Source organism: Pseudomonas shirazensis, assembly GCF_050496565.1.
GTDB classification, from domain to species: domain Bacteria; phylum Pseudomonadota; class Gammaproteobacteria; order Pseudomonadales; family Pseudomonadaceae; genus Aquipseudomonas; species Aquipseudomonas shirazensis_A.
On record NZ_JBNWAE010000011.1, the window covers coordinates 123,418 to 146,288 of the forward strand.

At 63.1% G+C, this 22,871-nt stretch carries 25 protein-coding genes; 22 read left to right on the forward strand and 3 right to left on the reverse strand.

Going from position 1 to position 22,871, the window contains the following annotated elements:
- Positions 1 to 10: 10 nt before the first annotated feature.
- The 12 genes from fleN to ACQZ2L_RS17285 all read left to right on the forward strand — a co-directional run bounded on the left by fleN (position 11) and on the right by ACQZ2L_RS17285 (position 10,556).
- Entirely contained in the window at positions 11 to 844 is an 834-nt protein-coding gene (gene fleN, locus ACQZ2L_RS17230; protein ID WP_101317883.1) for a flagellar synthesis regulator FleN, read from the forward strand.
- A complete protein-coding gene (fliA, locus tag ACQZ2L_RS17235; protein WP_101317885.1) occupies positions 841 to 1,581 on the forward strand; it encodes an RNA polymerase sigma factor FliA in 741 nt (246 codons plus the stop codon). The genes fleN and fliA overlap by 4 nt, the downstream gene beginning before the upstream one ends.
- Positions 1,582 to 1,685: 104 nt before the next feature.
- Positions 1,686 to 2,060 (forward strand): chemotaxis response regulator CheY, encoded by a 375-nt coding sequence (locus ACQZ2L_RS17240; protein ID WP_178080754.1) that lies wholly within the window; start codon positions 1,686 to 1,688, stop codon positions 2,058 to 2,060.
- An 18-nt stretch (positions 2,061 to 2,078) separates the two neighbouring features.
- A complete protein-coding gene (locus tag ACQZ2L_RS17245; RefSeq protein ID WP_314875838.1) occupies positions 2,079 to 2,867 on the forward strand; it encodes a protein phosphatase CheZ in 789 nt (262 codons plus the stop codon).
- 12 nt (positions 2,868 to 2,879) lie between these two features.
- Positions 2,880 to 5,078: a chemotaxis protein CheA gene (locus ACQZ2L_RS17250; protein WP_430327103.1), complete on the forward strand. Its 2,199-nt coding sequence runs from the start codon at positions 2,880 to 2,882 to the stop codon at positions 5,076 to 5,078.
- A 46-nt stretch (positions 5,079 to 5,124) separates the two neighbouring features.
- Complete coding sequence (locus ACQZ2L_RS17255; protein ID WP_430327104.1) at positions 5,125 to 6,249, forward strand: protein-glutamate methylesterase/protein-glutamine glutaminase; 1,125 nt, start codon at positions 5,125 to 5,127, stop codon at positions 6,247 to 6,249.
- Positions 6,249 to 6,989: a flagellar motor protein gene (locus ACQZ2L_RS17260; RefSeq protein WP_314875833.1), complete on the forward strand. Its 741-nt coding sequence runs from the start codon at positions 6,249 to 6,251 to the stop codon at positions 6,987 to 6,989. The genes ACQZ2L_RS17255 and ACQZ2L_RS17260 overlap by 1 nt, the downstream gene beginning before the upstream one ends.
- 3 nt (positions 6,990 to 6,992) lie before the next feature.
- Entirely contained in the window at positions 6,993 to 7,850 is an 858-nt protein-coding gene (gene motD / locus ACQZ2L_RS17265) for a flagellar motor protein MotD (RefSeq protein WP_430327105.1), read from the forward strand.
- A 78-nt stretch (positions 7,851 to 7,928) separates the two neighbouring features.
- The gene (locus ACQZ2L_RS17270; RefSeq protein WP_101317899.1) at positions 7,929 to 8,717 is read left to right on the forward strand and encodes a ParA family protein; all 789 of its coding nucleotides are present in this window, start codon (positions 7,929 to 7,931) and stop codon (positions 8,715 to 8,717) included.
- Positions 8,717 to 9,622, forward strand: a complete 906-nt coding sequence (locus ACQZ2L_RS17275) for a CheW domain-containing protein (RefSeq protein ID WP_430327106.1) — start codon at positions 8,717 to 8,719, stop codon at positions 9,620 to 9,622. Before ACQZ2L_RS17270 ends, ACQZ2L_RS17275 begins: the two co-directional genes overlap by 1 nt.
- Positions 9,623 to 9,679: 57 nt before the next feature.
- On the forward strand, positions 9,680 to 10,159 hold the full coding sequence (locus tag ACQZ2L_RS17280) for a chemotaxis protein CheW (RefSeq protein WP_101317903.1): 480 nt from the start codon (positions 9,680 to 9,682) through the stop codon (positions 10,157 to 10,159).
- 1 nt (position 10,160) lies between these two features.
- Positions 10,161 to 10,556: a DUF2802 domain-containing protein gene (locus tag ACQZ2L_RS17285; RefSeq protein WP_430327107.1), complete on the forward strand. Its 396-nt coding sequence runs from the start codon at positions 10,161 to 10,163 to the stop codon at positions 10,554 to 10,556.
- A gap of 48 nt (positions 10,557 to 10,604) precedes the next feature.
- On the opposite strand, the gene ACQZ2L_RS17290 is transcribed toward ACQZ2L_RS17285, so the two are convergent.
- The 3 genes from ACQZ2L_RS17290 to ACQZ2L_RS17300 form a co-directional block, all read right to left on the reverse strand.
- Positions 10,605 to 13,349, reverse strand: a complete 2,745-nt coding sequence (locus ACQZ2L_RS17290; protein ID WP_430327108.1) for a dermonecrotic toxin domain-containing protein — start codon at positions 13,347 to 13,349, stop codon at positions 10,605 to 10,607.
- Between the two features lie 93 nt (positions 13,350 to 13,442).
- Positions 13,443 to 13,787, reverse strand: coding sequence for an EscU/YscU/HrcU family type III secretion system export apparatus switch protein (locus ACQZ2L_RS17295; protein WP_430327109.1), 345 nt, complete (start codon positions 13,785 to 13,787; stop codon positions 13,443 to 13,445).
- Positions 13,784 to 15,349 (reverse strand): flagellar hook-length control protein FliK, encoded by a 1,566-nt coding sequence (locus ACQZ2L_RS17300; RefSeq protein WP_430327110.1) that lies wholly within the window; start codon positions 15,347 to 15,349, stop codon positions 13,784 to 13,786. The genes ACQZ2L_RS17295 and ACQZ2L_RS17300 overlap by 4 nt, the downstream gene beginning before the upstream one ends.
- Before the next feature lie 145 nt (positions 15,350 to 15,494).
- Here ACQZ2L_RS17300 and ccmA point away from each other — a divergent pair, with 145 nt between their 5' ends.
- The 10 genes from ccmA to ACQZ2L_RS17350 are packed head-to-tail and all read left to right on the forward strand — an operon-like array spanning position 15,495 to position 22,852.
- A complete protein-coding gene (gene ccmA, locus ACQZ2L_RS17305) occupies positions 15,495 to 16,127 on the forward strand; it encodes a cytochrome c biogenesis heme-transporting ATPase CcmA (protein ID WP_101317915.1) in 633 nt (210 codons plus the stop codon).
- A complete protein-coding gene (gene ccmB / locus ACQZ2L_RS17310; RefSeq protein WP_101322971.1) occupies positions 16,124 to 16,792 on the forward strand; it encodes a heme exporter protein CcmB in 669 nt (222 codons plus the stop codon). Before ccmA ends, ccmB begins: the two co-directional genes overlap by 4 nt.
- 56 nt (positions 16,793 to 16,848) lie before the next feature.
- Positions 16,849 to 17,616 carry a heme ABC transporter permease gene (locus ACQZ2L_RS17315; RefSeq protein WP_101317917.1) on the forward strand — a complete coding sequence of 256 codons (768 nt, stop codon included), beginning with the start codon at positions 16,849 to 16,851 and terminating at the stop codon, positions 17,614 to 17,616.
- Positions 17,613 to 17,789 carry a heme exporter protein CcmD gene (gene ccmD / locus ACQZ2L_RS17320; RefSeq protein WP_430327111.1) on the forward strand — a complete coding sequence of 59 codons (177 nt, stop codon included), beginning with the start codon at positions 17,613 to 17,615 and terminating at the stop codon, positions 17,787 to 17,789. Before ACQZ2L_RS17315 ends, ccmD begins: the two co-directional genes overlap by 4 nt.
- Positions 17,786 to 18,241, forward strand: coding sequence for a cytochrome c maturation protein CcmE (ccmE, locus tag ACQZ2L_RS17325; RefSeq protein WP_430327112.1), 456 nt, complete (start codon positions 17,786 to 17,788; stop codon positions 18,239 to 18,241). The genes ccmD and ccmE overlap by 4 nt, the downstream gene beginning before the upstream one ends.
- 11 nt (positions 18,242 to 18,252) lie before the next feature.
- Positions 18,253 to 20,226 carry a heme lyase CcmF/NrfE family subunit gene (locus tag ACQZ2L_RS17330; protein WP_430327152.1) on the forward strand — a complete coding sequence of 658 codons (1,974 nt, stop codon included), beginning with the start codon at positions 18,253 to 18,255 and terminating at the stop codon, positions 20,224 to 20,226.
- The gene (locus ACQZ2L_RS17335; protein WP_430327113.1) at positions 20,223 to 20,759 is read left to right on the forward strand and encodes a DsbE family thiol:disulfide interchange protein; all 537 of its coding nucleotides are present in this window, start codon (positions 20,223 to 20,225) and stop codon (positions 20,757 to 20,759) included. Before ACQZ2L_RS17330 ends, ACQZ2L_RS17335 begins: the two co-directional genes overlap by 4 nt.
- A complete protein-coding gene (locus ACQZ2L_RS17340) occupies positions 20,756 to 21,232 on the forward strand; it encodes a cytochrome c-type biogenesis protein (RefSeq protein ID WP_430327114.1) in 477 nt (158 codons plus the stop codon). Before ACQZ2L_RS17335 ends, ACQZ2L_RS17340 begins: the two co-directional genes overlap by 4 nt.
- Positions 21,225 to 22,421, forward strand: a complete 1,197-nt coding sequence (gene ccmI / locus ACQZ2L_RS17345; protein WP_430327115.1) for a c-type cytochrome biogenesis protein CcmI — start codon at positions 21,225 to 21,227, stop codon at positions 22,419 to 22,421. The genes ACQZ2L_RS17340 and ccmI overlap by 8 nt, the downstream gene beginning before the upstream one ends.
- 11 nt (positions 22,422 to 22,432) lie before the next feature.
- A complete protein-coding gene (locus ACQZ2L_RS17350; RefSeq protein ID WP_430327116.1) occupies positions 22,433 to 22,852 on the forward strand; it encodes a hypothetical protein in 420 nt (139 codons plus the stop codon).
- Positions 22,853 to 22,871: the final 19 nt, after the last annotated feature.

The following is a 22,871-nucleotide window of genomic DNA, read 5'->3' on the forward strand; positions in this document are numbered from 1 at the left end:
AAGAACAAATATGGGTAGCATGCATCCCGTACAGGTTATCGCCGTGACCGGTGGCAAAGGTGGCGTCGGCAAGACCAACGTTTCAGTCAACCTGTCCCTGGCGTTGGCCGAGCTCGGCCGCCGGGTCATGTTGCTGGACGCCGATCTGGGTCTGGCCAACGTTGACGTGCTGCTGGGGCTGACGCCCAAGCACACCCTGGCCGATGTCATCGAAGGCCGCTGCGAGTTGCGCGACGTGCTCTTGCAGGGGCCGGGCGGGGTACGCATCGTGCCCGCCGCCTCGGGCACCCAGAGCATGGTCCACTTGCAGCCGGCGCAACACGCCGGGCTGATCCAGGCCTTCAGCGAGATTGGCGACAACCTCGACGTGCTGGTCATCGACACCGCAGCCGGCATCGGCGACTCGGTGGTGAGCTTTGTCCGCGCTGCGCAGGAAGTGCTGCTGGTGGTGTGCGACGAGCCGACCTCGATCACTGACGCCTACGCGCTGATCAAACTGCTCAACCGCGACTATGGCATGAACCGTTTCCGCGTCCTTGCCAACATGGCTCAGAGCCCGCAGGAAGGGCGCAACCTGTTCGCCAAGTTGACCAAGGTCACGGACCGCTTCCTTGACGTCGCCCTACAATACGTCGGCGCCGTACCGTACGACGAGTGCGTGCGCAAGGCGGTGCAGAAGCAGCGTGCAGTCTACGAAGCCTTCCCTCGCTCCAAGTGTGCGCTGGCGTTCAAGGCCATCGCGCAGAAGGTCGATAGCTGGCCGCTGCCTGCCAACCCTCGTGGGCATCTGGAGTTCTTCGTCGAGCGCCTGGTGCAGCCCACCAGTGCGGGACCAGTGCTATGAGTGCAAGCGGTTTTCAGATGTACAGCAAGGCCTCCAAGGACGCCCAGTACGAGTTGGTCGAGCGTTACGCGCCGTTGGTCAAGCGCATCGCCTACCACTTGCTGGCGCGCTTGCCGGCCAACGTGCAGGTCGAGGATCTGATCCAGGCCGGCATGATTGGCCTGCTCGAAGTGTCCAATAAATACGATGCCAGCAAGGGTGCCAGTTTTGAAACCTATGCCGGTATTCGCATCCGTGGCGCCATGCTCGACGAGGTCCGCAAGGGTGACTGGGCACCGCGTTCGGTGCACCGCAATACCCGTATGGTCAGCGACGCGATGCGCGCTGTTGAAGCAAGAACCGGTCGCGACGCTAAAGATCACGAGGTTGCTGCCGAACTCCAATTAGGTCTCGATGATTATTACGGGATTCTAAACGATACCCTGGGCAGCCGACTGTTCAGTTTCGACGACCTGTTGCAGGACGGCGAACACGAAGGTCTGCACGAGGATGGCGCCAGTGCGCAGGTCGAACCGTCGCGTGATCTGGAAGAAGAACGCTTCCAGACGGCGTTGACCGATGCGATCGCCAACCTGCCGGAACGCGAGCGGTTGGTGCTGGCGCTGTACTACGACGAAGAGCTCAACCTCAAGGAAATCGGTGAGGTGCTGGGGGTCAGCGAGTCGCGCGTCAGCCAGCTGCACAGCCAATGCGCGGCACGTCTGCGCAGCCGGCTGGGTGAATGGCGAGCGCGTTGAAACCAGGGTCGCTGCAGTCGTTTTGACGGTGTACCGAATTGATTGAATGCGCGCTCGGGGCCGAGCGCGTTTAAGACTGCTTGGAGGTCTAATTGAACAAAGACATGAAAATCCTCATCGTTGACGACTTTTCGACGATGCGGCGGATCATCAAGAACCTCTTGCGTGATCTGGGCTTCACCAACACCCAGGAAGCCGACGATGGCCTGACCGCCATGCCGATGCTTGAAAGCGGCCACTTTGACTTCCTCGTCACCGACTGGAACATGCCCGGTATGTCTGGCATCGACCTGCTGCGCAAAGTGCGTGCCGATGAACGCCTCAAGCATCTGCCGGTGCTGATGGTAACTGCCGAAGCCAAGCGTGATCAGATCATCGAAGCGGCCCAGGCCGGCGTCAATGGTTACGTGGTCAAGCCGTTCACCGCCCAGGTGCTCAAAGAGAAGATCGAAAAGATCTTCGAACGCGTGAATAGCTAAATCACGCCAGGGGGCGCCATGGACTCTAACAACAACTCTTTGGGTGAGTTTGAAAACACCCTGAAGAAGCACGCTCAGGAACTGGTCGAGAGCCTTGAGCGCGGCCGGTTCGGCGATGCGGTGCAGCTGATTCATCAGCTCAACCAGACACGCGACCGTGGCCTGTACCAGGAAGTCGGCAAACTGACCCGCGAGCTGCACAGTGCGATCGTCAGTTTCCAGATCGACCCGGCAATGCCGCAGGCCGAGGAAGTCTCGCAGATCACCGATGCCACCGAGCGTTTGTCCTACGTGGTCAAGCTGACCGAGGGCGCCGCCAACCGCACCATGGACCTGGTCGAAGCGAGCACCCCGGTACTCAACGACCTGGCCGGTGAGGCCCAGGCGCTGAGCACTGACTGGCAGCGCTTCATGCGCCGTGAAGTGGCCGCGCCGGAGTTTCGCGATCTGGTCAAACGGGTCGACAGTTTCCTGACGCACAGTGCCGAGGGCAACCGCAAGGTGTCCGGGCACCTCAACGATATTTTGCTGGCTCAGGACTATCAGGATCTGACCGGCCAGGTGATCAAACGCGTCACCGCGTTGGTCACCCAAGTAGAAAGCAATCTGCTCAAGCTCGTGTTGATGGCCAGTCAAGTCGACCGTTTTGCCGGTATCGAACATGACCACGATCAATTGCGTGCTGAAAAAGATCAAGAAAAACATCCGACTCGGGGTGAAGGTCCGCAGATTCATGCCGATAAGCGTGAAGACGTTGTGTCCGGTCAGGACGATGTCGACGATCTGCTGTCCAGCCTTGGTTTTTAGGGAGCACGTTTAATGAGCTTCGGCGCCGATGAAGAAATCCTTCAGGATTTCCTGGTAGAAGCCGGGGAAATTCTTGAGTTGTTGTCCGAGCAACTGGTCGAGCTGGAAAGCCGACCGGATGATGCCGACCTGCTCAATGCGATTTTCCGCGGTTTTCACACTGTAAAAGGGGGCGCCGGCTTCCTCCAGCTCAATGAGCTGGTGGAGTGCTGCCACATTGCCGAGAACGTCTTCGACATCCTGCGCAAAGGTGAGCGCAGGGTCGACGCCGAACTGATGGACGTGGTTCTGGAAGCGCTGGATTCGGTCAACAGCATGTTCGGCCAGGTGCGCGAACGGACTGAGGTGACCCCAGCGTCCCGCGAGCTGCTGGCTGCGCTGTCGCGTCTGGCCGAGCCGGGTGCGGCGCCCGCGCCTGCCGCGGTGGTAGAGCCTGAGCCGGCGGTGGTCGAGGAAGACATCACCGACACCGAGTTCGAACAACTGCTCGACTCGCTCGATGCGGTCAAGGCCGAGGCCGAGGCTGCTGAACAGCCGCAGCCAGGCGCAGCCAGCGCCGAGTCGGATGAAATCACCGACGCCGAATTCGAATCCCTGCTCGATCAACTGCACGGCAAGGGCCAGTTCTCGGTTGAGGCGGCCACGGTCGCTCCCGAGGCTGTTGCGCCAGCGCCGGCCGGTGATGAGATTACCGACGACGAATTCGAAGCATTGCTCGACCAGCTGCATGGCAAGGGCACCTTTGCCGCCGATGCGCTGCCGACTGCTGCGGTTGCCGAGGCTGCCACCAGCGCCGCACCGGCTGCCAGTGGCGACGAGATCAGCGAGCATGAATTCGAAGCGCTGCTCGATGAGCTGCACGGCAAAGGCAAGTTCTCTGCTGACGCCGCCGAGGTGGCCGCTGTGGCCGTTGCTCCAGCAGCCAAGGCCGAGGTGAAAGCTGCGCCCAAGCCTGCTGCCGCTGTTGCGGCCAAGCCAGCGGCTCCGGCCCCGGCACGTGCGCCGGCGCCAGCCGCGCCTGCTGAGAAGCACGCCAGCGAAGCCGAGACCACCGTACGCGTCGATACCGCACGGCTGGACGAGATCATGAACATGGTTGGCGAACTGGTGCTGGTGCGTAACCGGCTGGTGCGCCTGGGCCTGAACAGCGGCGACGAAGCCATGTCCAAGGCGGTGTCCAACCTCGATGTGGTCACAGCCGACCTGCAGACTGCGGTGATGAAGACCCGCATGCAGCCGATCAAGAAAGTCTTCGGGCGGTTCCCGCGGCTGGTTCGCGACCTTGCGCGCCAGCTCAAGAAGGAAATCAACCTGGAGCTGGTCGGCGAAGAAACCGACCTCGACAAGAACCTCGTCGAGGCCCTGGCCGACCCGCTGGTCCACTTGGTGCGCAACGCAGTCGACCACGGCATCGAAATGCCCGACGAGCGCGACGCCTCAGGCAAGGCTCGCACCGGCAAGGTGGTGTTGTCGGCGGAACAGGAAGGCGACCATATCCTGCTGTCGATCTCTGACGACGGCAAAGGCATGGACCCCAACGTGCTGCGTGCCAAGGCCGTGGAAAAGGGCCTGATGGACAAGGACGCTGCCGAGCGCCTGAGCGAATCCGACTGCTACAACCTGATCTTCGCCCCGGGCTTCTCGACCAAGACCGAGATATCCGACGTGTCCGGCCGCGGTGTCGGCATGGACGTGGTGAAAACCAAGATTTCCCAGCTCAACGGCTCGATCAACATCTACTCGGCCAAGGGCCAGGGTTCGAAGATCGTCATCAAGGTGCCGCTGACCCTGGCGATCATGCCGACCCTGATGGTGATGCTGGCCAACCAGGCGTTTGCCTTCCCGCTGGTCAACGTCAACGAGATCTTCCACCTCGACCTGTCGCGCACCAACGTCGTCGACGGCCAGGAAGTGGTGATCGTGCGCGACAAGGCGCTGCCGCTGTTCTACCTCAAGCGCTGGCTGGTCCAGGGCCAGGTGCATGAAGAACAGCACGAGGGCCATGTGGTGATCCTCTCGGTCGGCACCCAGCGCATCGGCTTTGTGGTCGATCAGCTGGTCGGCCAGGAAGAGGTGGTGATCAAGCCGCTGGGCAAGATGCTGCAGGGCACCCCGGGCATGTCTGGCGCGACGATCACTGGCGATGGCCGGATTGCGTTGATCCTCGACGTCCCGAGCATGCTCAAGCGTTACGCCGCCAAGCGTTATTGATTTTCGGTGGCGCAGCCTCGCGGTTGCGCCATCTAATGGAGTGTTTATGGCAGTCAAGGTCCTGGTGGTGGATGATTCCGGTTTCTTCCGCCGGCGCGTTTCGGAAATTCTCTCGTCCGACCCGACGATCCAGGTTGTGGGTACCGCGACCAATGGCAAGGAAGCAATCGACCAGGCGCTGTCGCTCAAGCCCGATGTCATCACCATGGACTATGAAATGCCCATGATGGACGGCATTACGGCGGTGCGGCACATCATGCAGCGCTGCCCGACGCCTGTGTTGATGTTCTCGTCGCTGACCCATGAAGGCGCCCGGGTAACCCTCGATGCGCTGGATGCCGGGGCGGTCGACTACCTGCCGAAAAACTTCGAAGACATTTCGCGTAACCCGGAAAAGGTCAAACAGATGCTCTGCGAGAAGGTGCATACCATCTCGCGCAGCAACCGCCGCCTGAGCAGCTATGCCGCACCGGCGCCCGCGCCAGCCGCAAGTAGCCCTGCACCGGCCAGCAGTCTTGGCCACACACCTGCACCGCGCACGCCGACGCCAGCTCCTGCGCGTAGCCCGGCTGCACCGGCTGCGGCGCACTCGCCAGCGCCCAAGCGCAAGCCCTACAAGCTGGTTGCAATCGGCACCTCGACCGGTGGCCCGGTTGCGCTGCAGCGGGTCCTGACGCAACTGCCCGCCAACTTCCCGGCACCGATTGTGTTGATTCAGCACATGCCTGCGGCGTTCACCAAGGCTTTTGCCGAACGCCTCGACAAGCTCTGCCGGATCAACGTCAAGGAAGCCGAAGACGGCGACATGCTGCGCCCGGGCCTGGCGCTGCTGGCGCCTGGCGGCAAGCAGATGATGGTCGATGGCCGCGGCATGGTGAAGATCCTGCCGGGCGACGAGCGCCTCAACTACAAGCCGTGCGTGGATATCACCTTCGGCTCGGCGGCCAAGTCCTACGGTGACAAGGTCTTGTCGGTGGTGCTCACCGGTATGGGCGCGGATGGCCGTGAAGGTGCGCGCCTGCTCAAGCAGGGCGGCAGCACCGTATGGGCGCAGGATGAAGCCAGTTGCGTGATCTATGGCATGCCCATGGCCATCGTCAAGGCCAACCTGGCCGACGCGGTGTACAGCCTCGATGAAATCGGCAAGCACCTGGTCGAGGCCTGCGTCTGATGGACGTGCTCAGCCTGATCGGCCTGATCCTCGCTTTCGTTGCGATTGTCGGCGGCAACTTCCTCGAAGGCGGCCATGTCGGTGCGCTGCTCAACGCGCCGGCCGCGTTGATCGTGCTCGGCGGTACCCTCGGCGCGGCGATGCTGCAAGCACCGCTGTCGTCGTTCAAGCGTGCGCTGCAGATTGCTCGCTGGATCATCTTCCCGCCGCGGGTCGACCTGGCGGGTGGTATCGATCGGGTAGTCAACTGGAGCCTGACTGCGCGCAAGGAAGGCCTGCTCGGCCTGGAAGGGGTGGCGGACGCCGAACCTGATCCGTATGCGCGCAAGGGCTTGCAGCTGCTGGTCGACGGCGCCGAGCCCGAGGCTATCCGGAGCATTCTCGAGGTGGATTTCCTGACCCAGGAAAGCCGCGATATACAGGCCGCGAAAGTGTTCGAAAGCATGGGCGGCTATGCGCCGACCATCGGTATCATCGGTGCCGTGATGGGCCTGATTCATGTCATGGGCAACCTGGCCGATCCGTCCCAGTTGGGCAACGGCATCGCCGTGGCGTTTGTTGCCACCATCTATGGTGTGGCGAGTGCCAACCTGATCCTGCTGCCGGTCGCCAACAAGCTCAAAGCCATCGTCATGCGTCAGTCACGCTATCGCGAGATGCTGCTCGAAGGCCTGCTGTCGATCGCCGAAGGCGAAAACCCCCGCTCGATCGAGCTGAAGCTGCAAGGCTTCATGGAGTAAGCCATGCGTCGCCGTCGCCATACCGAAGAACACGAGAATCACGAGCGCTGGCTGGTGTCGTACGCCGACTTCATCACGCTGCTGTTCGCCTTTTTCGTGGTCATGTATTCGATCTCTTCGATCAACGAGGGCAAGTACAAGGTCGTCTCGCAAGCCTTGCTCGGCGTGTTCAATGATCCTGAGCGGGCGATGCGGGCCATCCCGATTGGTGAAGAGCAGCCACTCAGCATCAAGCCTGCCGAGCCGTTGATCAAAGACAGCGAGCAGACCGACGCGGGCCTCGGCCAGACCAGCGCCGACCCGCTGCAGACCATCAGCGATGACGTGCGCAGCGCTTTCGGCGATTTGATCAGCTCCAACCAGATGACCGTGCGCGGCAACGAACTGTGGGTCGAGGTCGAGCTCAACTCGGCGCTGTTGTTTGGCAGTGGCGATGCCATGCCCAGCGACACTGCATTCGCGATCATCGAGAAGGTGGCGAATATCCTCAAGCCGTTCGCCAACCCGGTGCACGTCGAAGGCTTCACCGACAACCTGCCGATCCGCACTGCGCAGTACCCGACCAACTGGGAACTGTCGGCTTCGCGCGCGGCCAGTATCGTCCGCCTGTTGGCCATGAATGGCGTCAATCCTGGGCGCATGGCCTCGGTCGGCTATGGCGAGTATCAGCCGGTCGCCAGCAACGACACGGCAGAAGGCCGTGCGCGCAATCGTCGGGTCGTGCTGGTGATCTCGCGCAACCTGGAAGTACGCCGCAGCCTGACCGCAACCGGCAGCGCCAATGCGACCCCGGATGCGGCGATGCGCCGTGCTGGCACACAAAGTGCACCGCCAAGCGCAGTAGCGGCGGGAGGGGGCTAGCCCCGTCAAATCCCCGTCACAGAATTTCACACCGTTCCCGGGAGGGCAGGCGGCCATACCGGGAGGAAGCAGCGCACCATGAGAGTCTGGGCAGTAGCCAATCAAAAAGGTGGCGTCGGCAAGACCACCACAACCATCGCCCTGGCCGGTCTGCTGGCCGATGCGGGCAAGCGCGTGGTCGTTGTCGATCTCGACCCGCACGGCTCTATGACGAGCTATTTCGGACATAACCCGGATGCGCTGGAGCACAGCTGCTACGACCTATTCTTGCACAAGGGCACGGTGCCCGAAGGCTTGCCTGGGCAGTTGCTGCTGCCGACCAGCCACGAACGTATTTCCTTGCTGCCGTCGAGTACAGCGCTGGCGGTGCTCGAGCGGCAGTCGCCGGGCCAGAGTGGCCTGGGCCTGGTGATCGCCAAGAGTCTGGCGCAGCTGTGGCAGGATTTCGACTTCGCTCTGATCGACAGCCCGCCGTTGCTCGGCGTGCTGATGGTCAACGCGCTGGCGGCCAGCCAGCAGTTGGTGATCCCGGTGCAGACCGAGTTCCTCGCCGTCAAAGGCCTGGAGCGCATGGTCGGCACCTTGGCGATGATCAACCGCTCGCGCAAGCAGGCGCTGCCGTATCAGATCGTGCCGACCCTGTTCGACCGTCGCACCCAGGCCTCACTGGGCACCCTCAAGGTGCTGCGTGATACCTATGCCGACAGCGTCTGGCAGGGCTACATCCCGGTCGACACGCGCCTGCGCGATGCCAGCCGGGCCGGGGTCACGCCGTCGCAATTCGATGGCAAGAGCCGCGGCGTGGTGGCCTATCGCGCCTTGCTCAAACATATGCTCACCTACAAACCCGCATTGCAGGTGGCCTGATGAAACACGCGCAACAGCTTGCCAGCAAACCGCAACTGGCCTTGCAGAGTTACCTCGATGGCCTGTTGCAGGAGGCTACCGAGCCGTTCGACCTGGACTTGCCAGCGGTAATGGTCGAAGAAGCGCCAAGCAGCGACTTCGAAGCGGCCGTGCGCGAAGAGCAGGCACGTGATGCCCAGCGCAAGGCTGCTGTTGTCGACGTATCTGGCGCCAAGCCGTTTGCCGAGCCGCAGGCCAAGCTGTTGCCGACCGTGCTGGCTCCCGTTGTGGCAGCGCCAGAGCCGGTGCTGAGCGTTGTCGAAACCACAGTTGTGGCCGAGGCGAGCATTCCGTTGCTGACCGAGGTCGAGGCGCCCGAGCTGGTCGCGCCGCTGGTCGAAGTGCATTTGCCCGCGGCCAACGTGCCGACTCCGCCTGCTACCAGCGATGGACGCCCGGCGTGGGCCGCCGAGCCGTTCGAATGCCTGCTGTTCGACGTTGCCGGGCTAACCCTGGCGGTGCCGCTGGTGTGCCTGGGTTCGATCTACACCCTGGCCGGCCAGGAGCTGACCCCACTGTTCGGTCAGCCGGACTGGTTTCTGGGCATCCTCACCTGCCAGGCGGGCAACCTCAAGGTACTCGATACGGCGCGTTGGGTGATGCCCGATCGCTATCGCGACGACTTCCGTCAGGGCTTGCAGTACGTAATCTCGGTGCAGGGCTACGAATGGGGGCTGGCGGTGCATCAGGTCAGCCGCTCGTTGCGCCTGGACCCCAACGAGATCAAGTGGCGTAGTCAGCGCGGGCAGCGGCCCTGGCTGGCCGGCACGGTCATCGAACACATGTGTGCGTTGCTCGACGTCGCTGAACTGGCCGAGTTGATCGCCAGCGGCGCCGTCAAGCAGATGCACGCCAAACACCAATAATTCGCGGCCAAGGCCGCACCGAGCACACCGCCGCTGGCGGCATTTGAGGGTAGGGGAATGAAAAAGTCGTCCGCACAAGGTTCTGAAGATCCGATTCTGCAGTGGGTTACCTTCCGTCTGGACAACGAGTCCTACGGCATCAACGTCATGCAGGTGCAGGAAGTGCTGCGTTACACCGAGATCGCGCCAGTACCGGGTGCGCCGAGCTACGTGTTGGGCATCATCAACCTGCGCGGCAACGTCGTCACCGTAATCGACACCCGCCAGCGCTTTGGCCTGGTGCCGACCGAGGTCACCGACAATACCCGTGTGGTGATCATCGAAGCCGACAAGCAAGTCGTTGGCATTCTGGTCGACAGCGTTGCCGAAGTGGTTTACCTGCGTCAGTCGGAAATCGAAACCGCGCCGAACGTGGGTAACGAAGAGTCGGCCAAGTTCATCCAGGGCGTGTGCAACAAGAACGGCGAGTTGTTGATCCTGGTCGAGCTGGACAAGATGATGACCGAAGAAGAATGGTCAGAGCTGGAGAACATCTGAGTTGATTTTCGAAGCTGCTGTCATCTTCCTGGCGCTGCTTTGGGCGCTGAGCCTGTGGTTTTTCCTCAACTACAGCAAGCGCCAGCGTGAGCTGGCCGCGCAGCAGGCTCAAGGCGATGCCGTGCGTGACCAGCGCATCAAGGAACTGGCCAAGCGCGTGGATGATTACCAGAACGGCACCGTGCGCATGGGCGAGGCAATCCATGAATTGCGCGCTGTGGTTGCGCCGTTGCCGGACAAGCTGCAACAGTTGGAGCAGCGCGATCCCAATGATGTGACCTTTTCCCAGGCGGCCAAGCTGGTGGGTATGGGGGCCAGCGTCAGCGAGCTGACCCAGACCTGCGGCTTGACCCAGGCCGAGGCGGAGCTGATGCGCAAGCTGCATCGGAGCGACTGAGGCATAGATTGCCAGGGCCGCGTAGCGGCCCCAGTAATCACCCCAACATCACTGCGCCCAGGAATTGAACCCGCCAGTTTCAGCAATCCGGTCCAGCGGCAGGTACCGGTACACGGCACTTCTGTAGTGATCCATATCCAGCAGGCTCCAGAAATTCTGCGGCCTTGTGCCATATAGATTGTTCACGTTGCGCAGCGTTGCCATCACCGGCAATTGCCGATCGACCACCGTGGTCAACAGCCCAGGCCCGGTCATCTGCGACAACGTACTGGCGTATCTGTAGAACCCGCGCCGGTCCTCTTGCAGGCTTGGCCTGCTGTCATAGAAATCCGGCCGTGCGAGAAACCGTTGATTCATCTCGGTACTGATCGCCTCCAGGGTCGGGTTGCCCGCACGGCTGCCGATGAAGCTGTTGTTGTACTGGCAGTCCATGGCCATCTTCTCATTCGACATCGGTGACGACAGCAGCAGGCCATCGTCCGTGGTGGCCAGTTCGAGCTGGTTCAACGGCTCGACCGCTTCGGCCCCAGGCGCCTGCTGGTCGGCCGGGTGCTCACCCGGGGCAAACAAGCGGTCGTCGACATCCATGTACAGCCCCCCCTCCTGGTTGAGCAGCGGATAGCGCAGCACATCGGCCGCCGAGGCATAGTTGCGCGCCACGCCACCGTTGCCATCCAGCGCAGCTTGATATTGGCGGTATGAGGGCGAGGCGCGGAAGCTGTCGAAGAACGGCTGCTGCTCCAGCGGCAGCACGCGCAGGCTCGGCGCCAGTTCAGCGAGTTGCAGCTGATTGGCGCTGAACGCCGCGCTGTCGGCATTCGACAAATACAGGCGAAACTCCCAGCCGCTGCGTTCGACCCGGGTCGCATTGCGGGCGATGTTGCTGAGCAACTCGGCCGGGATCGGGTCGTTGCCGACCCACACACTGAGTATCTGCCTGGGGATCGGCTGCAGGGTGTCTGCTGCCGGCAGCGGCAAGTCGATGGGTAACTGCAGGTCCACCCCCAACGCACGCATGCTGCGCATGCGCATGGCGTCGCTGACCGGACGCGTACGTGGGTCCACCCGAACCAGATCATGCCCGCGAGCGGGAGCGATGTAGTAGCTGGGCTCGACTTCATTGAGGTCGTTGCTGCTGATGAACGCATCCTGTTCGACGTCATACAGCACCGAGATCGGGTAGCCGCCCAGTGATGCCTGCAGGGTGTCGGGCGAGCCATCGTAGTTGGGCACCCTGATCACCGCGCCGGCTACGTTCGCATCAGCTTCTGCCAGTGGCGCGACGCTGTCGCTGGCGCGGAAGAACTCGCTGGCATCCTCGGCGGGCAAGCGCGGTGGATCGATCGGGCTGAGCGGATAGCCCCACTGCTCGTTGATGCGGCTGGGCCTGACGAAGCGATCACGCTTGAAGGCAAACAGCAGCGATTTGTCGCTGGCCAGCTCCTGCACCAGCGGCAGCGCGTTGAGCAGGCCAAACTCAGCAGCGCTGACCCCCTCGGCCTGCTCTTGCAGCGACTTGCCCTTTATCGCCTGGTCCAGGCCCAGACCGAACTGGGCAATCCCGCCAACCGCGAACAGTGGCCACAGCTGAGGGACGGCCAGCGCCAAAGGAGCAAGATAGGTCAGGGTCGAGTCGAGATAACCACGCCAGCGCGCCTTGCTCACTTCGCTGTCACTTCTGATCAGGAAGTCGGCATCGTGGTAGCTGCGCTGCTGGTAGCGCTCCGCCAGGGCGGCAAACAGTGGTCCTTCCAGGCGCGGGCTGTAGGTGCGGCCTTTGTAGTTGACGTAGTCGCGCGGCGACCAGGTGCCATCGGTGGTGAACCCGGGCCGATTGGAATCAAGGTGCAGCACCTTGGGGTAGACGCCCAGGCCCTCGAGCGCAGTGCTCAGGCCACTGAAGCTGAGCCCGTCCGGGGTGTCGGCCTGATTGAAGTGCGCCTGCAGTGCCTGGCGTCTGGCCGGGTCCTGGCACTGCACGGCAATCCAGTCCTGCAGCTCACCGTGGGAAGCGAATTCGTGCAGGGGTGAAGCATTGCCAGGAATGTACAGCAGGATCCTGCGCTCGCCCGTGCGCTTGAAACAGACCAGATCGGTAGCAGGATAACCGTAGACGTTGAGGATTCGAGCCTGGACCGCGGTGGTGGAGGTCTCCAGGCCTGCCGCTTGCCAGGCGAGTTTGACCGCTTGCTCGCTCAGGCTGCCTTCGGCTGCCTGTTTGTTGCACGCGGCAATGAAGTTCAGCTTGAGGCATTGGCTGTAGGGGTCTAACTGTTCATTCCAGAAGCTTTGCAGTGACGCGGTGTAGCGCGTGTGAAAGTCGAGGTTCCAGACGAAGTCCTGCAAGTCCTCGAAGGCCACCGGGATGTATGTTGCGTATTCATAGGTTTGCGGTTGCGTACGACGAAAGATCCCATTGAACACGTAGTAGTTGATCTCGCCCGGCTGTTCGGGGCGGCGCAGGCTGTCAACCAGCCGGATGATCCGCTCCGAGCCCATTGGCTGCTGTTCTTCAAGCAGGTGGGGGATGGCGTTGTTGCTGGATGCCTGGTAATTGCTGAGCAGGGCCTCGGTCAGGCTGAGCTCGTGCGCAACTATGCCGGTCCAGCCATGGTCGGCGCCGAGTTGATAATGCAGCGTCACTACATCGAGCTGATCAGCGGGATATTCAATCCCTTTGCCTTTGAGCCACTGGTCGAGTTCGACGCCTGCGGCGCGATCGGGGCGTGGCAGGGTGGCGAGATGATCGCGGACGTACTGGATGCCGTCTGGTACGAGATTGGGAATGGGCATGATGCTGGCCTCGGTTGACTGAGGCACGAAGGTGACTGAGCGCGGCACTCGGCAAGCGTTAACTATGTCTGTGCAGGCGGCCCGTAGTTGCGCTCAATCGACGTTGCGCGGCGGTGCCAGCAGGGCGCTGGCCGGGGTGATGTCGCGCGGTGTCGGGTCAGCTTCGGCAAAGCCGACCGGGACCTTGCCGCGCAACTGCCAGGCAAAGGCAATGATCTCGGCGATGGTCAGGTACAGCGCCTCGGGGATCTGCTCGCCCAGTTCCAGGCGTGCCAGCAGGCGCACAAGTTCGGCGTTCTCGTAGATCGGCACCTCGTGCTCGCGGGCAATCGCCAGGATCGCCTCAGCCAGCTCATCGTCGCCTTTTGCGCTCAAGGTCGGTGCCTGTTGGCCGTCATAGCTCAAGGCAATGGCCTGGCGTGGTTGCTTGTCACTCATGCGGTTTCATCCACCCAGCGTTGCTCGACACGTGTTTTCGGGCCTTGCGGCGGCGTGCCGGCGTGGCAGTGCAGATCGCCGACTTCGAGGCCGCGGTCAAGCAGGCGTGTGCGCAGACTGGCCAGCTGGCTGTCGATCAATTGCGCAGTCTGCGGCAGCTCTGCCCATAGTTGCCCAGACAAGCGGCCCTGGCTGAGCTGCGCCTGCACCTGCAGCGGCCCCAGCGGCGGCAGGTCGAAGGCCAGTTCGATCCGCCACAACGACTCGAGCGGATCGCGTTGCTCACGCTGGCCGTCAGCCTGCTGCTGCGGGGTTTCTTCGCGCTGCAGCTTGGCCTGCAAGGGGATGAACTCCTGGCCGTGGCGGATCGGGATCTCGGCCTGCCAGGTGGTCTGCAGGTTGCCGTTTTCGCTCACGCCGGTCTGTTGCAGGCTGCTCAGGGCGTGGCTCTGCAAACGCGAGACGGCAGCCGCAGCCAGGCGCAGCAGTTGCTCCAGATCGCCTTCCTGCTCCAGGCTCTGCAGCAACCGTGACGGTAGCGGGAAACTGCCCGGTTGCGGCCGTGGGCTGACCCGATCAAGCATGCCCAGTGCACTGCGGGCGAAGCCGGGCATGACCTGCGCCAAGGTGTTGGCAGCCACGGTGGGATTGCTCATGGGGTTGGCGGTGTTCGGCAGCGCCTGCGCAATCAGCCTGATCAACTGCGCTTTGAGGTCTGGGGCGATACCCGCAGGCACACCGGCCAACAGCTTCGCCTCAAGAAAACCACCACTGTTGCTCAGCGCCTGCGCCACGCCTTTGGGGTCGCTGAGCTGGCGGGCATCCGGCAGGCTGGCGAGCAGGCGCTCGGCGCTGGCGCGCAGTTGGCTGCCCGTGTCGGGATCGCTGGCGAGTTGCTGCAGCGCGCTGAGCACACCGGGCAGCGAAGCTTGCCGAGCTTGCTGGTTGGCCAGTTGCTGGCTGATCAGCAGCTGATCCTGACGCCCACTCAACGGCACGAAGCGCAGTGACTGGTCGCCCTGCACCAACGCGCTGAGCAGGCTGCCCACCGGCAACGGGCGCGGGCTGTCGATACTCAGGGTGGCGCCGGCCTGGCTGCTGTTGAGCAGGCTGACCAACGCGCGAAAACTGGCAGTTTCACCGGGGTTGCCTGGCAATGCCTGGTTGCTCAGAACCTTGCCCTGCAGCAGGGTACCGATCGGCACCTGGCTGGTATCAAGGCGGGTGAGGGTGGTGACATTGTTGGCGTTGGCCTGCTGCACCATGACTGCCAGGCGATTGCTGTCGGCCTGACTCAGCAGCAGCTGGCTGCCCGGCGCCAAGGGCTGGCTGGCAGTGGTCTGGACCTGGGTCTGGATACCGTTGGCGGCAGTCAGGCGCAGCAGCAACTGGAAGTCGACGCCAAGCTGGCGCAGCGACATGACCTCGGCCTTGGCCGTCTCGCCGGGCGCGATCAGCCCGGGCTGCGGTTGCAGCAGGCGCAGCAGTTCGCCGGTCATGGCCGCCTTGGCTGCCTGCGGGGCGATTGCGCTTTGTGCGCCGAGACTATTGATTTCAGTCATGATTGTATACAACCTGTCGAAGCAGCCCTCTTGGCAGCGCGCCGGCGCGTGTAATAATGCCGGCCACGTCGCCCACCACTGTCAGTATAACGGCAGGCCAGGGGGCGACTTGAGACTCAGGCTCCACACAGAATAAGGCGGTACCGTGACCCTTGACCTTCGAGCCACCGGCCTGGCGTGCGAGCGCGACTGGCGCCTGCTGTTTGAACACCTGGATTTTCAGCTGGGCCCAGGCGACATGCTGCAGATCAGCGGCCCCAATGGCAGCGGCAAGACCAGCCTGCTGCGGCTGCTGGCCGGGCTGATGCAGCCTACCGCCGGGCAGATCCAGCTCAATGGCCAGCCGTTGGCCGAACAGCCGCAGGCGCTGGCCAGCATCCTGCTGTGGATCGGTCATGCGGCGGGGATCAAAGATTTGCTCACGGCTGAAGAAAACCTCGCCTGGCTCTGCGCGCTGCATCAGCCGGCCAGCGTCGAAGCAATCTGGCAGGCCTTGGCCGCAGTCGGCCTGCGCGGTTTTGAAGACGTACCCTGCCATACGCTGTCTGCCGGCCAGCAGCGGCGCGTAGCGCTGGCGCGGTTGTACCTGGCCGGGCCGCCACTGTGGATTCTCGATGAGCCGTTCACCGCCCTCGACAAACAGGGCGTGGCGCAGCTTGAAGCGCATTTGGCCGCGCACTGCGAGGCGGGCGGCACAGTGGTGCTGACTACGCACCATAGCCTCACGCTCAAGCCTGCCGGCTACCGTGAGCTGAATGTGGGGCAGTGGGCCGCATGAGCGTATTTGTCTTGTTGTTGCGCCGGGAAGCGCGCCTGCTGTTCCGCCGCCCGGCTGAACTGGCCAACCCGTTGGTGTTTTTTGCCATTGTGGTGGCGTTGTTCCCCCTGGCGGTCGGCCCGGAGACGCAATTGTTGCAAACCTTGTCGCCTGGCCTGGTCTGGGTGGCCGCGCTGCTTGCGGTACTGCTGTCGCTGGACGGCTTGTTTCGCAGCGATTTTGAAGACGGCTCGCTCGAGCAGTGGGTGCTGTCGCCGCATCCGCTGGCGCTGCTGGTACTGGCCAAGGTGCTGGCGCATTGGATCTTTTCCGGGCTGGCGCTGGTATTGTTGGCGCCGCTGCTGGCGCTGATGCTGGGCCTGCCGGCGAGCTGCCTGCCAGTGCTGCTGGCCTCGTTACTGCTGGGTACGCCGGTACTGAGCCTGCTCGGTGCAGTCGGTGCGGCATTGACCGTAGGCCTCAAGCGCGGTGGTTTGTTGCTGGCGCTACTGATTTTGCCGTTGTATATCCCAGTATTGATCCTGGGCAGTGGCGCCTTGCAAGCGGCGTTGCAGAATATGCCCGCCACTGGCCACCTGTTGTGGCTGGCCAGCCTGACTGCCCTGGCTGTGACCTTGGCACCCTTTGCGATAGCGGCCGGCCTGAAGATCAGCGTCGGCGAATAACGAGATCTGGGCCTACGGCAGAATGCTCAAGGCCCAGCCAAGACCGGGTGTACCTGATGAAAATAAGCTGGACGTGGTTCCACAAGCTCGGCTCGCCCAAATGGTTCTACGCCATCAGCGGGCGCATGCTGCCCTGGCTGACGGTGGCCGCCGTGCTGTTGCTGACGGTTGGCATGGTCTGGGGCCTGGCCTTTGCGCCGCAGGACTACCAGCAGGGCAACAGCTTCCGCATCATCTATATCCACGTGCCGGCGGCCATGCTCGCGCAGTCCTGCTATGTGCTGCTGGCCGTGGCCGGTGTGGTCGGGCTGGTGTGGAAGATGAAGATCGCCGACGTTGCCCTGCAGTGCGCGGCGCCCATTGGCGCCTGGATGACCGCCGTGGCGCTGGTCACCGGGGCCATCTGGGGCAAGCCGACCTGGGGCAGCTGGTGGGTCTGGGATGCGCGCCTAACGTCGATGCTGATCCTGCTTTTTCTGTACTTCGGCATCATTGCGCTGGGCCAGGCGATCAGTAATCGTGACAGCTCGGCCAAGGCCTGTGCGGTGCTGGCGATCGTCGGCGTGATCAACATCCCGATCATCAAGTACTCGGTGGAGTGGTGGAACACCCTGCACCAGGGCGCGACCTTCACCCTCACCGAAAAGCCGGCGATGCCCGCCGAAATGTGGCTGCCGCTGCTGCTCACCGGGCTTGGCTTCTACTGCTTCTTCGGCGCCGTGCTGCTGCTGCGCATGCGCCTTGAAGTGCTCAAGCGCGAGGCCCGCGCCAGTTGGGTTCGTGAAGAAGTGCTGAACAGCCTGGGGCGGAGGGCCGCATCGTGAGTTTTGCCTCGTTCGGCGAGTTTCTCGCCATGGGCCACCACGGCCTGTACGTATGGTCGGCCTATGGCATCTGCCTGGCCGTGCTGGCGCTCAATGTTGCCGCACCGCTGCTGGCCCGTCGTCGCTATTTGCAAGAAGAGGCGCGTCGTCTGCGCCGGGAGAACAATCAGTGAATCCGCAGCGCAAGAAACGCCTGTTGCTCATCGGTGCCTTGCTGGTCGGGGTCGGCGTCGCCGTTGGCTTCGCCCTGAGTGCCCTGCAGCAGAACATCAACCTGTTCTACACCCCGACCCAGATCGCCACCGGCGAAGCGCCGTTGGACACGCGCATTCGCGCCGGCGGCATGGTCGAGAAGGGTTCGGTGCAGCGCTCGGCTGATTCGCTCGACGTGCGCTTTGTGGTCACCGACTTCAACAAGTCGGTGCCGATCACCTATCGCGGCATCCTGCCGGACCTGTTCCGCGAAGGGCAGGGCATCGTTGCCCTGGGCAAGCTCAATGCCGATGGCGTGGTCGTGGCGGATGAAGTGCTGGCCAAGCACGATGAAAAATACATGCCGCCTGAGGTGACCAAAGCCCTCAAGGAAAGCGGCCAGGCGGCCAACGGCGCGGAGCAGAAGCCATGAATGCTGCCCTGATAGTGCCCGAACTGGGTCAGCTGGCGATGATCCTGGCGATCTGTTTTGCCGTGGTTCAGGCCAGCGTGCCACTGCTCGGTGCCTGGCGCGGCGACAGCCTGTGGATGAGCCTGGCGCGACCTGCCGCGTGGGGCCAGTTCGCCTTTTTGGTGTTTGCCTTCGGCTGCCTCACCCATGCGTTCATGACCGACAATTTCTCGGTCGCGTACGTTGCCAGCAACTCCAACACCGCCTTGCCCTGGTACTACAAGTTCAGCGCAGTGTGGGGCGCGCATGAAGGCTCGTTGCTGCTGTGGGCGTTGATTCTGGGCGGCTGGACCTTCGCCGTGTCGGTGTTCTCGCGCCAGTTGCCACAAGTCATGCTCGCCCGCGTGCTGGCGGTGATGGGCATGATCAGCGTGGGCTTCTTGTCCTTCCTGATCGTCACCTCCAACCCGTTCCAGCGCCTGTTGCCGCAGGTGCCGGGCAACGGCCGTGACCTCAACCCGCTGTTGCAGGACTTTGGCCTGATCGTCCATCCGCCAATGCTGTACATGGGCTACGTCGGCTTCTCGGTTGCTTTCGCCTTCGCTATCGCTGCCTTGCTCGGTGGCCGCCTGGATGCGGCCTGGGCGCGCTGGTCGCGGCCATGGACCATCGTTGCCTGGGCGTTCCTTGGGGTCGGTATCACCCTGGGCTCGTGGTGGGCGTACTACGAACTTGGCTGGGGCGGCTGGTGGTTCTGGGACCCGGTCGAGAACGCCTCGTTCATGCCCTGGCTGGTGGGCACAGCGCTGATCCACTCGCTGGCCGTCACGGAAAAACGTGGCGTGTTCAAGAGCTGGACGGTATTGCTGGCGATCGCCGCATTCTCGTTGAGCCTGCTGGGGACCTTCCTGGTGCGCTCCGGCGTGCTGACCTCGGTGCATGCCTTTGCCGCCGACCCGGAGCGCGGCGTATTCATCCTGATCTTCCTGCTGTTCGTAGTGGGAGGCTCGCTGACCCTGTTCGCCCTGCGCGCACCGGTGGTGAAAAGCCAGGTCGGCTTTGCCCTGTGGTCGCGGGAAACCCTGCTGCTGGCCAATAACCTGGTGCTGGTGGTGGCGGCATCGATGATTCTACTGGGTACGCTGTACCCGCTGGTGCTCGATTCCCTGACCGGGGCCAAGCTGTCGGTCGGCCCGCCTTACTTCGATGCGCTGTTCCTGCCGTTGATGGCATTGCTGATGGTGGTGCTCGGGATTGGCGTGCTGGTGCGCTGGAAGGACACGCCAGGCAAGTGGCTGGCGGGCATGCTTACCCCGGTATTGATTGGCAGCGCGGTCCTGGCGCCGATTGCCGGGTTGATTGCCGATGACTTCGACTGGCCGGCACTGGCGACCTTCGCCCTGGCGGCGTGGGTAGTCCTCGCCGGCCTGCGCGATATCTTCGACAAGACCCGCCACAAGGGCTTGGGTAAAGGTGTTCGCAGCCTGTCACGCAGTTATTGGGGCATGCAGATCGCGCATCTGGGCCTGGCCGTTTGCGCCCTGGGCGTAGTGCTGTCGAGCAACAACAGCGCCGAGCGTGACCTGCGCATGGCGCCGGGTGAGACGGTGGAGCTTGGCGGCTATCACTTCCTGTTCGAAGGCGCCAAGCACTTCGAAGGGCCAAACTTCATTTCTGACCGTGGCACCGTGCGGGTTTCCAAGGACGGTCGCGAGGTCAGCGTGCTGCACCCCGAGAAGCGCCTGTACACCGTGCAGCAGTCGATGATGACCGAGGCCGGCATCGATGCCGGTTTCACCCGTGACCTCTATGTCGCCCTCGGCGAGCCGCTGGAAAACGGCGCCTGGGCCGTGCGCGTGCACATCAAACCGTATGTTCGCTGGATCTGGCTGGGCGGTCTGCTGACCGGCCTGGGCGGATTGCTGGCAGCCTTCGACCGGCGTTACCGGGTCAAGGTCAAGAGCCGCGTGCGTGAAGCCCTCGGCGCGACTGGAGCAACTGCATGAAGCGTTGGATGATGGTCCTGCCGTTGGCGGTGTTTCTGCTGATGGCGGTGTTTCTCTACAAAGGGCTGTTCCTCAAACCTGATGAGCTGCCCTCGGCGATGATCGGCAAGCCGTTCCCGGCCTTCTCGCTGGCTTCTACTCAAGGCGAGCGCAACCTGACCCAGGCCGATCTGCTCGGCCGGCCGGCGCTGGTCAACGTGTGGGCCACCTGGTGCCCGTCGTGCAAGGTCGAGCATCCTTACCTGAACAAGCTGGCCGAGCAGGGCGTGGTCATCCATGGCGTCAATTACAAGGACGATAACGCTGCGGCGTTGCAGTGGCTCGCCGAGTTCCACAATCCGTATCAGCTGGATATCCGCGACGAGCAGGGCACTCTCGGTCTGGACCTTGGTGTGTATGGTGCGCCGGAGACCTTCCTGATCGACGCCAAGGGCATCATCCGCTATAAGCACGTGGGTATCGTCGATGCCACGGTCTGGCGCGAGCAGCTGGCGCCGCTGTACCAGGGCCTGGTCGATGAGGCCAAGCCATGAAGCGCTGGTTGGCAGCAGCCGTGCTCGGCCTGAGCCTGGCGAGCGTGGCCAAGGCCGCGATCGACACCTATCAGTTTCGTGACGACGCCGAGCGCGAGCGCTATCAGCAACTGACCAAGGAGCTGCGCTGCCCCAAGTGTCAGAATCAGGACATCGCTGACTCCAATGCGCCGATTGCCGCAGACCTGCGCCGGGAGATCTTCCGTATGCTCGGCGAAGGCCAGAGCAATCAGCAGATCGTTGCCTTCATGGTCGATCGCTATGGCGACTTTGTCCGTTACAAACCGGCCTTGAGTGGGCGCACCTGGCTGCTCTGGTTCGGCCCGGCAATTCTGCTGGCGGGGGGCATTGTCATGTTGGCGGTGATTGTCCGCCGGCGCCGGCAGCCGGTGGCAAGCGGCAGCGCGCAGCTGTCGGTGGAAGAACGCGAACGACTCGCCAAACTGTTGGATAAAGAAGCTACCCATGACTGAATTCTGGCTTGGCGCGGGCCTGTTGTTGCTCGCCGCCCTCGGCTTTCTGCTGATCCCGATCCTGCGTGGCCGTGGCCGCCAGCAGGAACAAGACCGTACCGCCCTGAACGTGGCGTTGTATCAGGAGCGTGTCGACGAACTGAGCGCGCAGCAGGCGGCAGGCGTACTCAATGCCGAGCAGTTGGCCAGCGGCCGCGATGAAGCTGCGCGGGAACTGCTGGCCGATACCGAAGGCGCCGGCGAACCGCGCCAGGGTCATCTGGGCCGGGCGGTGCCGCTGTTGGCAGCGTTGCTGGTGCCGGTGATGGCGGTGGGGCTGTATCTGCATTTTGGCGCGGCGGACAAGGTCGAGCTGACCCGTGAGTTTGCTCAGGCGCCAAAGACCATGGACGAGATGACCAGCCGCCTCGAGCGCGCGGTGCAAGCCCAGCCGGATTCAGCTGAAGGCCTGTACTTCCTCGGTCGTGCCTACATGGCTGACCAGCGCCCGGCTGATGCGGCGAAGATCTTCGAGCGTGCCGTTGCCCTCGCGGGTCGCCAGCCAGAGCTGCTCGGGCAGTGGGCCCAGGCGCTGTACTTCGCTGCCGATAAAAAGTGGAGCGTACAGCTGCAGGCGCTTACCGACGAAGCGCTCAAGGCTGACCCCAAGGAAGTCACCAGCCTCGGCCTGCGCGGCATCGCCGCATTCGAAGGCGAACGCTATCAAGAGGCCATCGACTACTGGCAGCGCCTGCTGGCGCAATTGCCTGAAGGTGATGCCTCGCGCGCGGCGTTGCAGGGCGGTATCGATCGCGCCGCCGACAAGCTCAGCGCTACCCCAGACAAAGCGGCCGCGCCAGCCGAACAGCCTGCGCGTTTGCAGGTGCGGGTCGAGCTGGCCACAGCGCTGCAGGGCAAGGTTCAGCCAAGCGACACGGTGTTTATCTTCGCCCGCGCCAAAAGCGGCCCGCCGATGCCGTTGGCGGCCAAGCGAGTGACGGTGGGCCAACTGCCGATCGAGGTCGAACTGTCGGATGCCGATGCCATGATGGCGCAGATGAAACTGTCCGATTTTGCCGAAGTCCAACTGGTTGCACGCGTGTCTCGTGCTGGCCAGCCGACCTCCGGCGAATGGATTGGCCAGAGCGCGCCATTGAGCAACCGCGCGCCAGGTACTCAGCACCTGACTATCGACAGCCCTGACCAATAAGAGAGTCCACCATGAAGCATGCCGTCCGCTTGACCCTGATCACCCTGGCCCTGGGTCTGTCTGCGTGTACGGTGCGCGAGCCAGTGCAGCAGCCTCTACCACCGGTCGAAAGCGTACCGCCGCGCCAAGGGCCGGCGGTCACGCCGTTGCCGGGTAGCAAGCCGGGTGCGCAGCCGAGCAAGCCGACCGCAGCGCCGAAAGCCATGCCGCGCACTTCGGCCAGCTTCGCGCCACCGCCAGGCGGCGCCAGCCACTGGGACCCGAAGATGGGCGTATATGTGCTGGAGAAGAAGCCCAATACCTTCTACCGTCAGCGCACCTATTACCGCTATGACGGCGGCTGGAGCTGGTCGCTGAGCCCGGAAGGTCCATGGCAGGAAACCGACAGCAGCGGTGTGCCGGGTGGTCTGGGTCGCGCCTTCGCCCAATAAGCACCTCTTTATCAGGGCC

Coding starts and splice junctions, on each gene's coding strand:
- ccmB (WP_101322971.1), top strand. CDS start 16,124: ATGAGCGTATTTGTCTTGTTGTTGCGCCGGGAAGCGCGCCTGCTGTTC.
- ACQZ2L_RS17255 (WP_430327104.1), top strand. CDS start 5,125: ATGGCAGTCAAGGTCCTGGTGGTGGATGATTCCGGTTTCTTCCGCCGG.
- ACQZ2L_RS17340 (WP_430327114.1), top strand. CDS start 20,756: ATGAAGCGCTGGTTGGCAGCAGCCGTGCTCGGCCTGAGCCTGGCGAGC.
- fliA (WP_101317885.1), top strand. CDS start 841: ATGAGTGCAAGCGGTTTTCAGATGTACAGCAAGGCCTCCAAGGACGCC.
- ccmI (WP_430327115.1), top strand. CDS start 21,225: ATGACTGAATTCTGGCTTGGCGCGGGCCTGTTGTTGCTCGCCGCCCTC.
- motD (WP_430327105.1), top strand. CDS start 6,993: ATGCGTCGCCGTCGCCATACCGAAGAACACGAGAATCACGAGCGCTGG.
- ACQZ2L_RS17275 (WP_430327106.1), top strand. CDS start 8,717: ATGAAACACGCGCAACAGCTTGCCAGCAAACCGCAACTGGCCTTGCAG.
- fleN (WP_101317883.1), top strand. CDS start 11: ATGGGTAGCATGCATCCCGTACAGGTTATCGCCGTGACCGGTGGCAAA.
- ACQZ2L_RS17335 (WP_430327113.1), top strand. CDS start 20,223: ATGAAGCGTTGGATGATGGTCCTGCCGTTGGCGGTGTTTCTGCTGATG.
- ACQZ2L_RS17300 (WP_430327110.1), bottom strand. CDS start 15,349: ATGACTGAAATCAATAGTCTCGGCGCACAAAGCGCAATCGCCCCGCAG.
- ACQZ2L_RS17315 (WP_101317917.1), top strand. CDS start 16,849: ATGAAAATAAGCTGGACGTGGTTCCACAAGCTCGGCTCGCCCAAATGG.
- ACQZ2L_RS17260 (WP_314875833.1), top strand. CDS start 6,249: ATGGACGTGCTCAGCCTGATCGGCCTGATCCTCGCTTTCGTTGCGATT.
- ACQZ2L_RS17240 (WP_178080754.1), top strand. CDS start 1,686: ATGAAAATCCTCATCGTTGACGACTTTTCGACGATGCGGCGGATCATC.
- ACQZ2L_RS17270 (WP_101317899.1), top strand. CDS start 7,929: ATGAGAGTCTGGGCAGTAGCCAATCAAAAAGGTGGCGTCGGCAAGACC.
- ACQZ2L_RS17280 (WP_101317903.1), top strand. CDS start 9,680: ATGAAAAAGTCGTCCGCACAAGGTTCTGAAGATCCGATTCTGCAGTGG.
- ACQZ2L_RS17290 (WP_430327108.1), bottom strand. CDS start 13,349: ATGCCCATTCCCAATCTCGTACCAGACGGCATCCAGTACGTCCGCGAT.
- ACQZ2L_RS17250 (WP_430327103.1), top strand. CDS start 2,880: ATGAGCTTCGGCGCCGATGAAGAAATCCTTCAGGATTTCCTGGTAGAA.
- ACQZ2L_RS17245 (WP_314875838.1), top strand. CDS start 2,079: ATGGACTCTAACAACAACTCTTTGGGTGAGTTTGAAAACACCCTGAAG.
- ACQZ2L_RS17350 (WP_430327116.1), top strand. CDS start 22,433: ATGAAGCATGCCGTCCGCTTGACCCTGATCACCCTGGCCCTGGGTCTG.
- ACQZ2L_RS17295 (WP_430327109.1), bottom strand. CDS start 13,787: ATGAGTGACAAGCAACCACGCCAGGCCATTGCCTTGAGCTATGACGGC.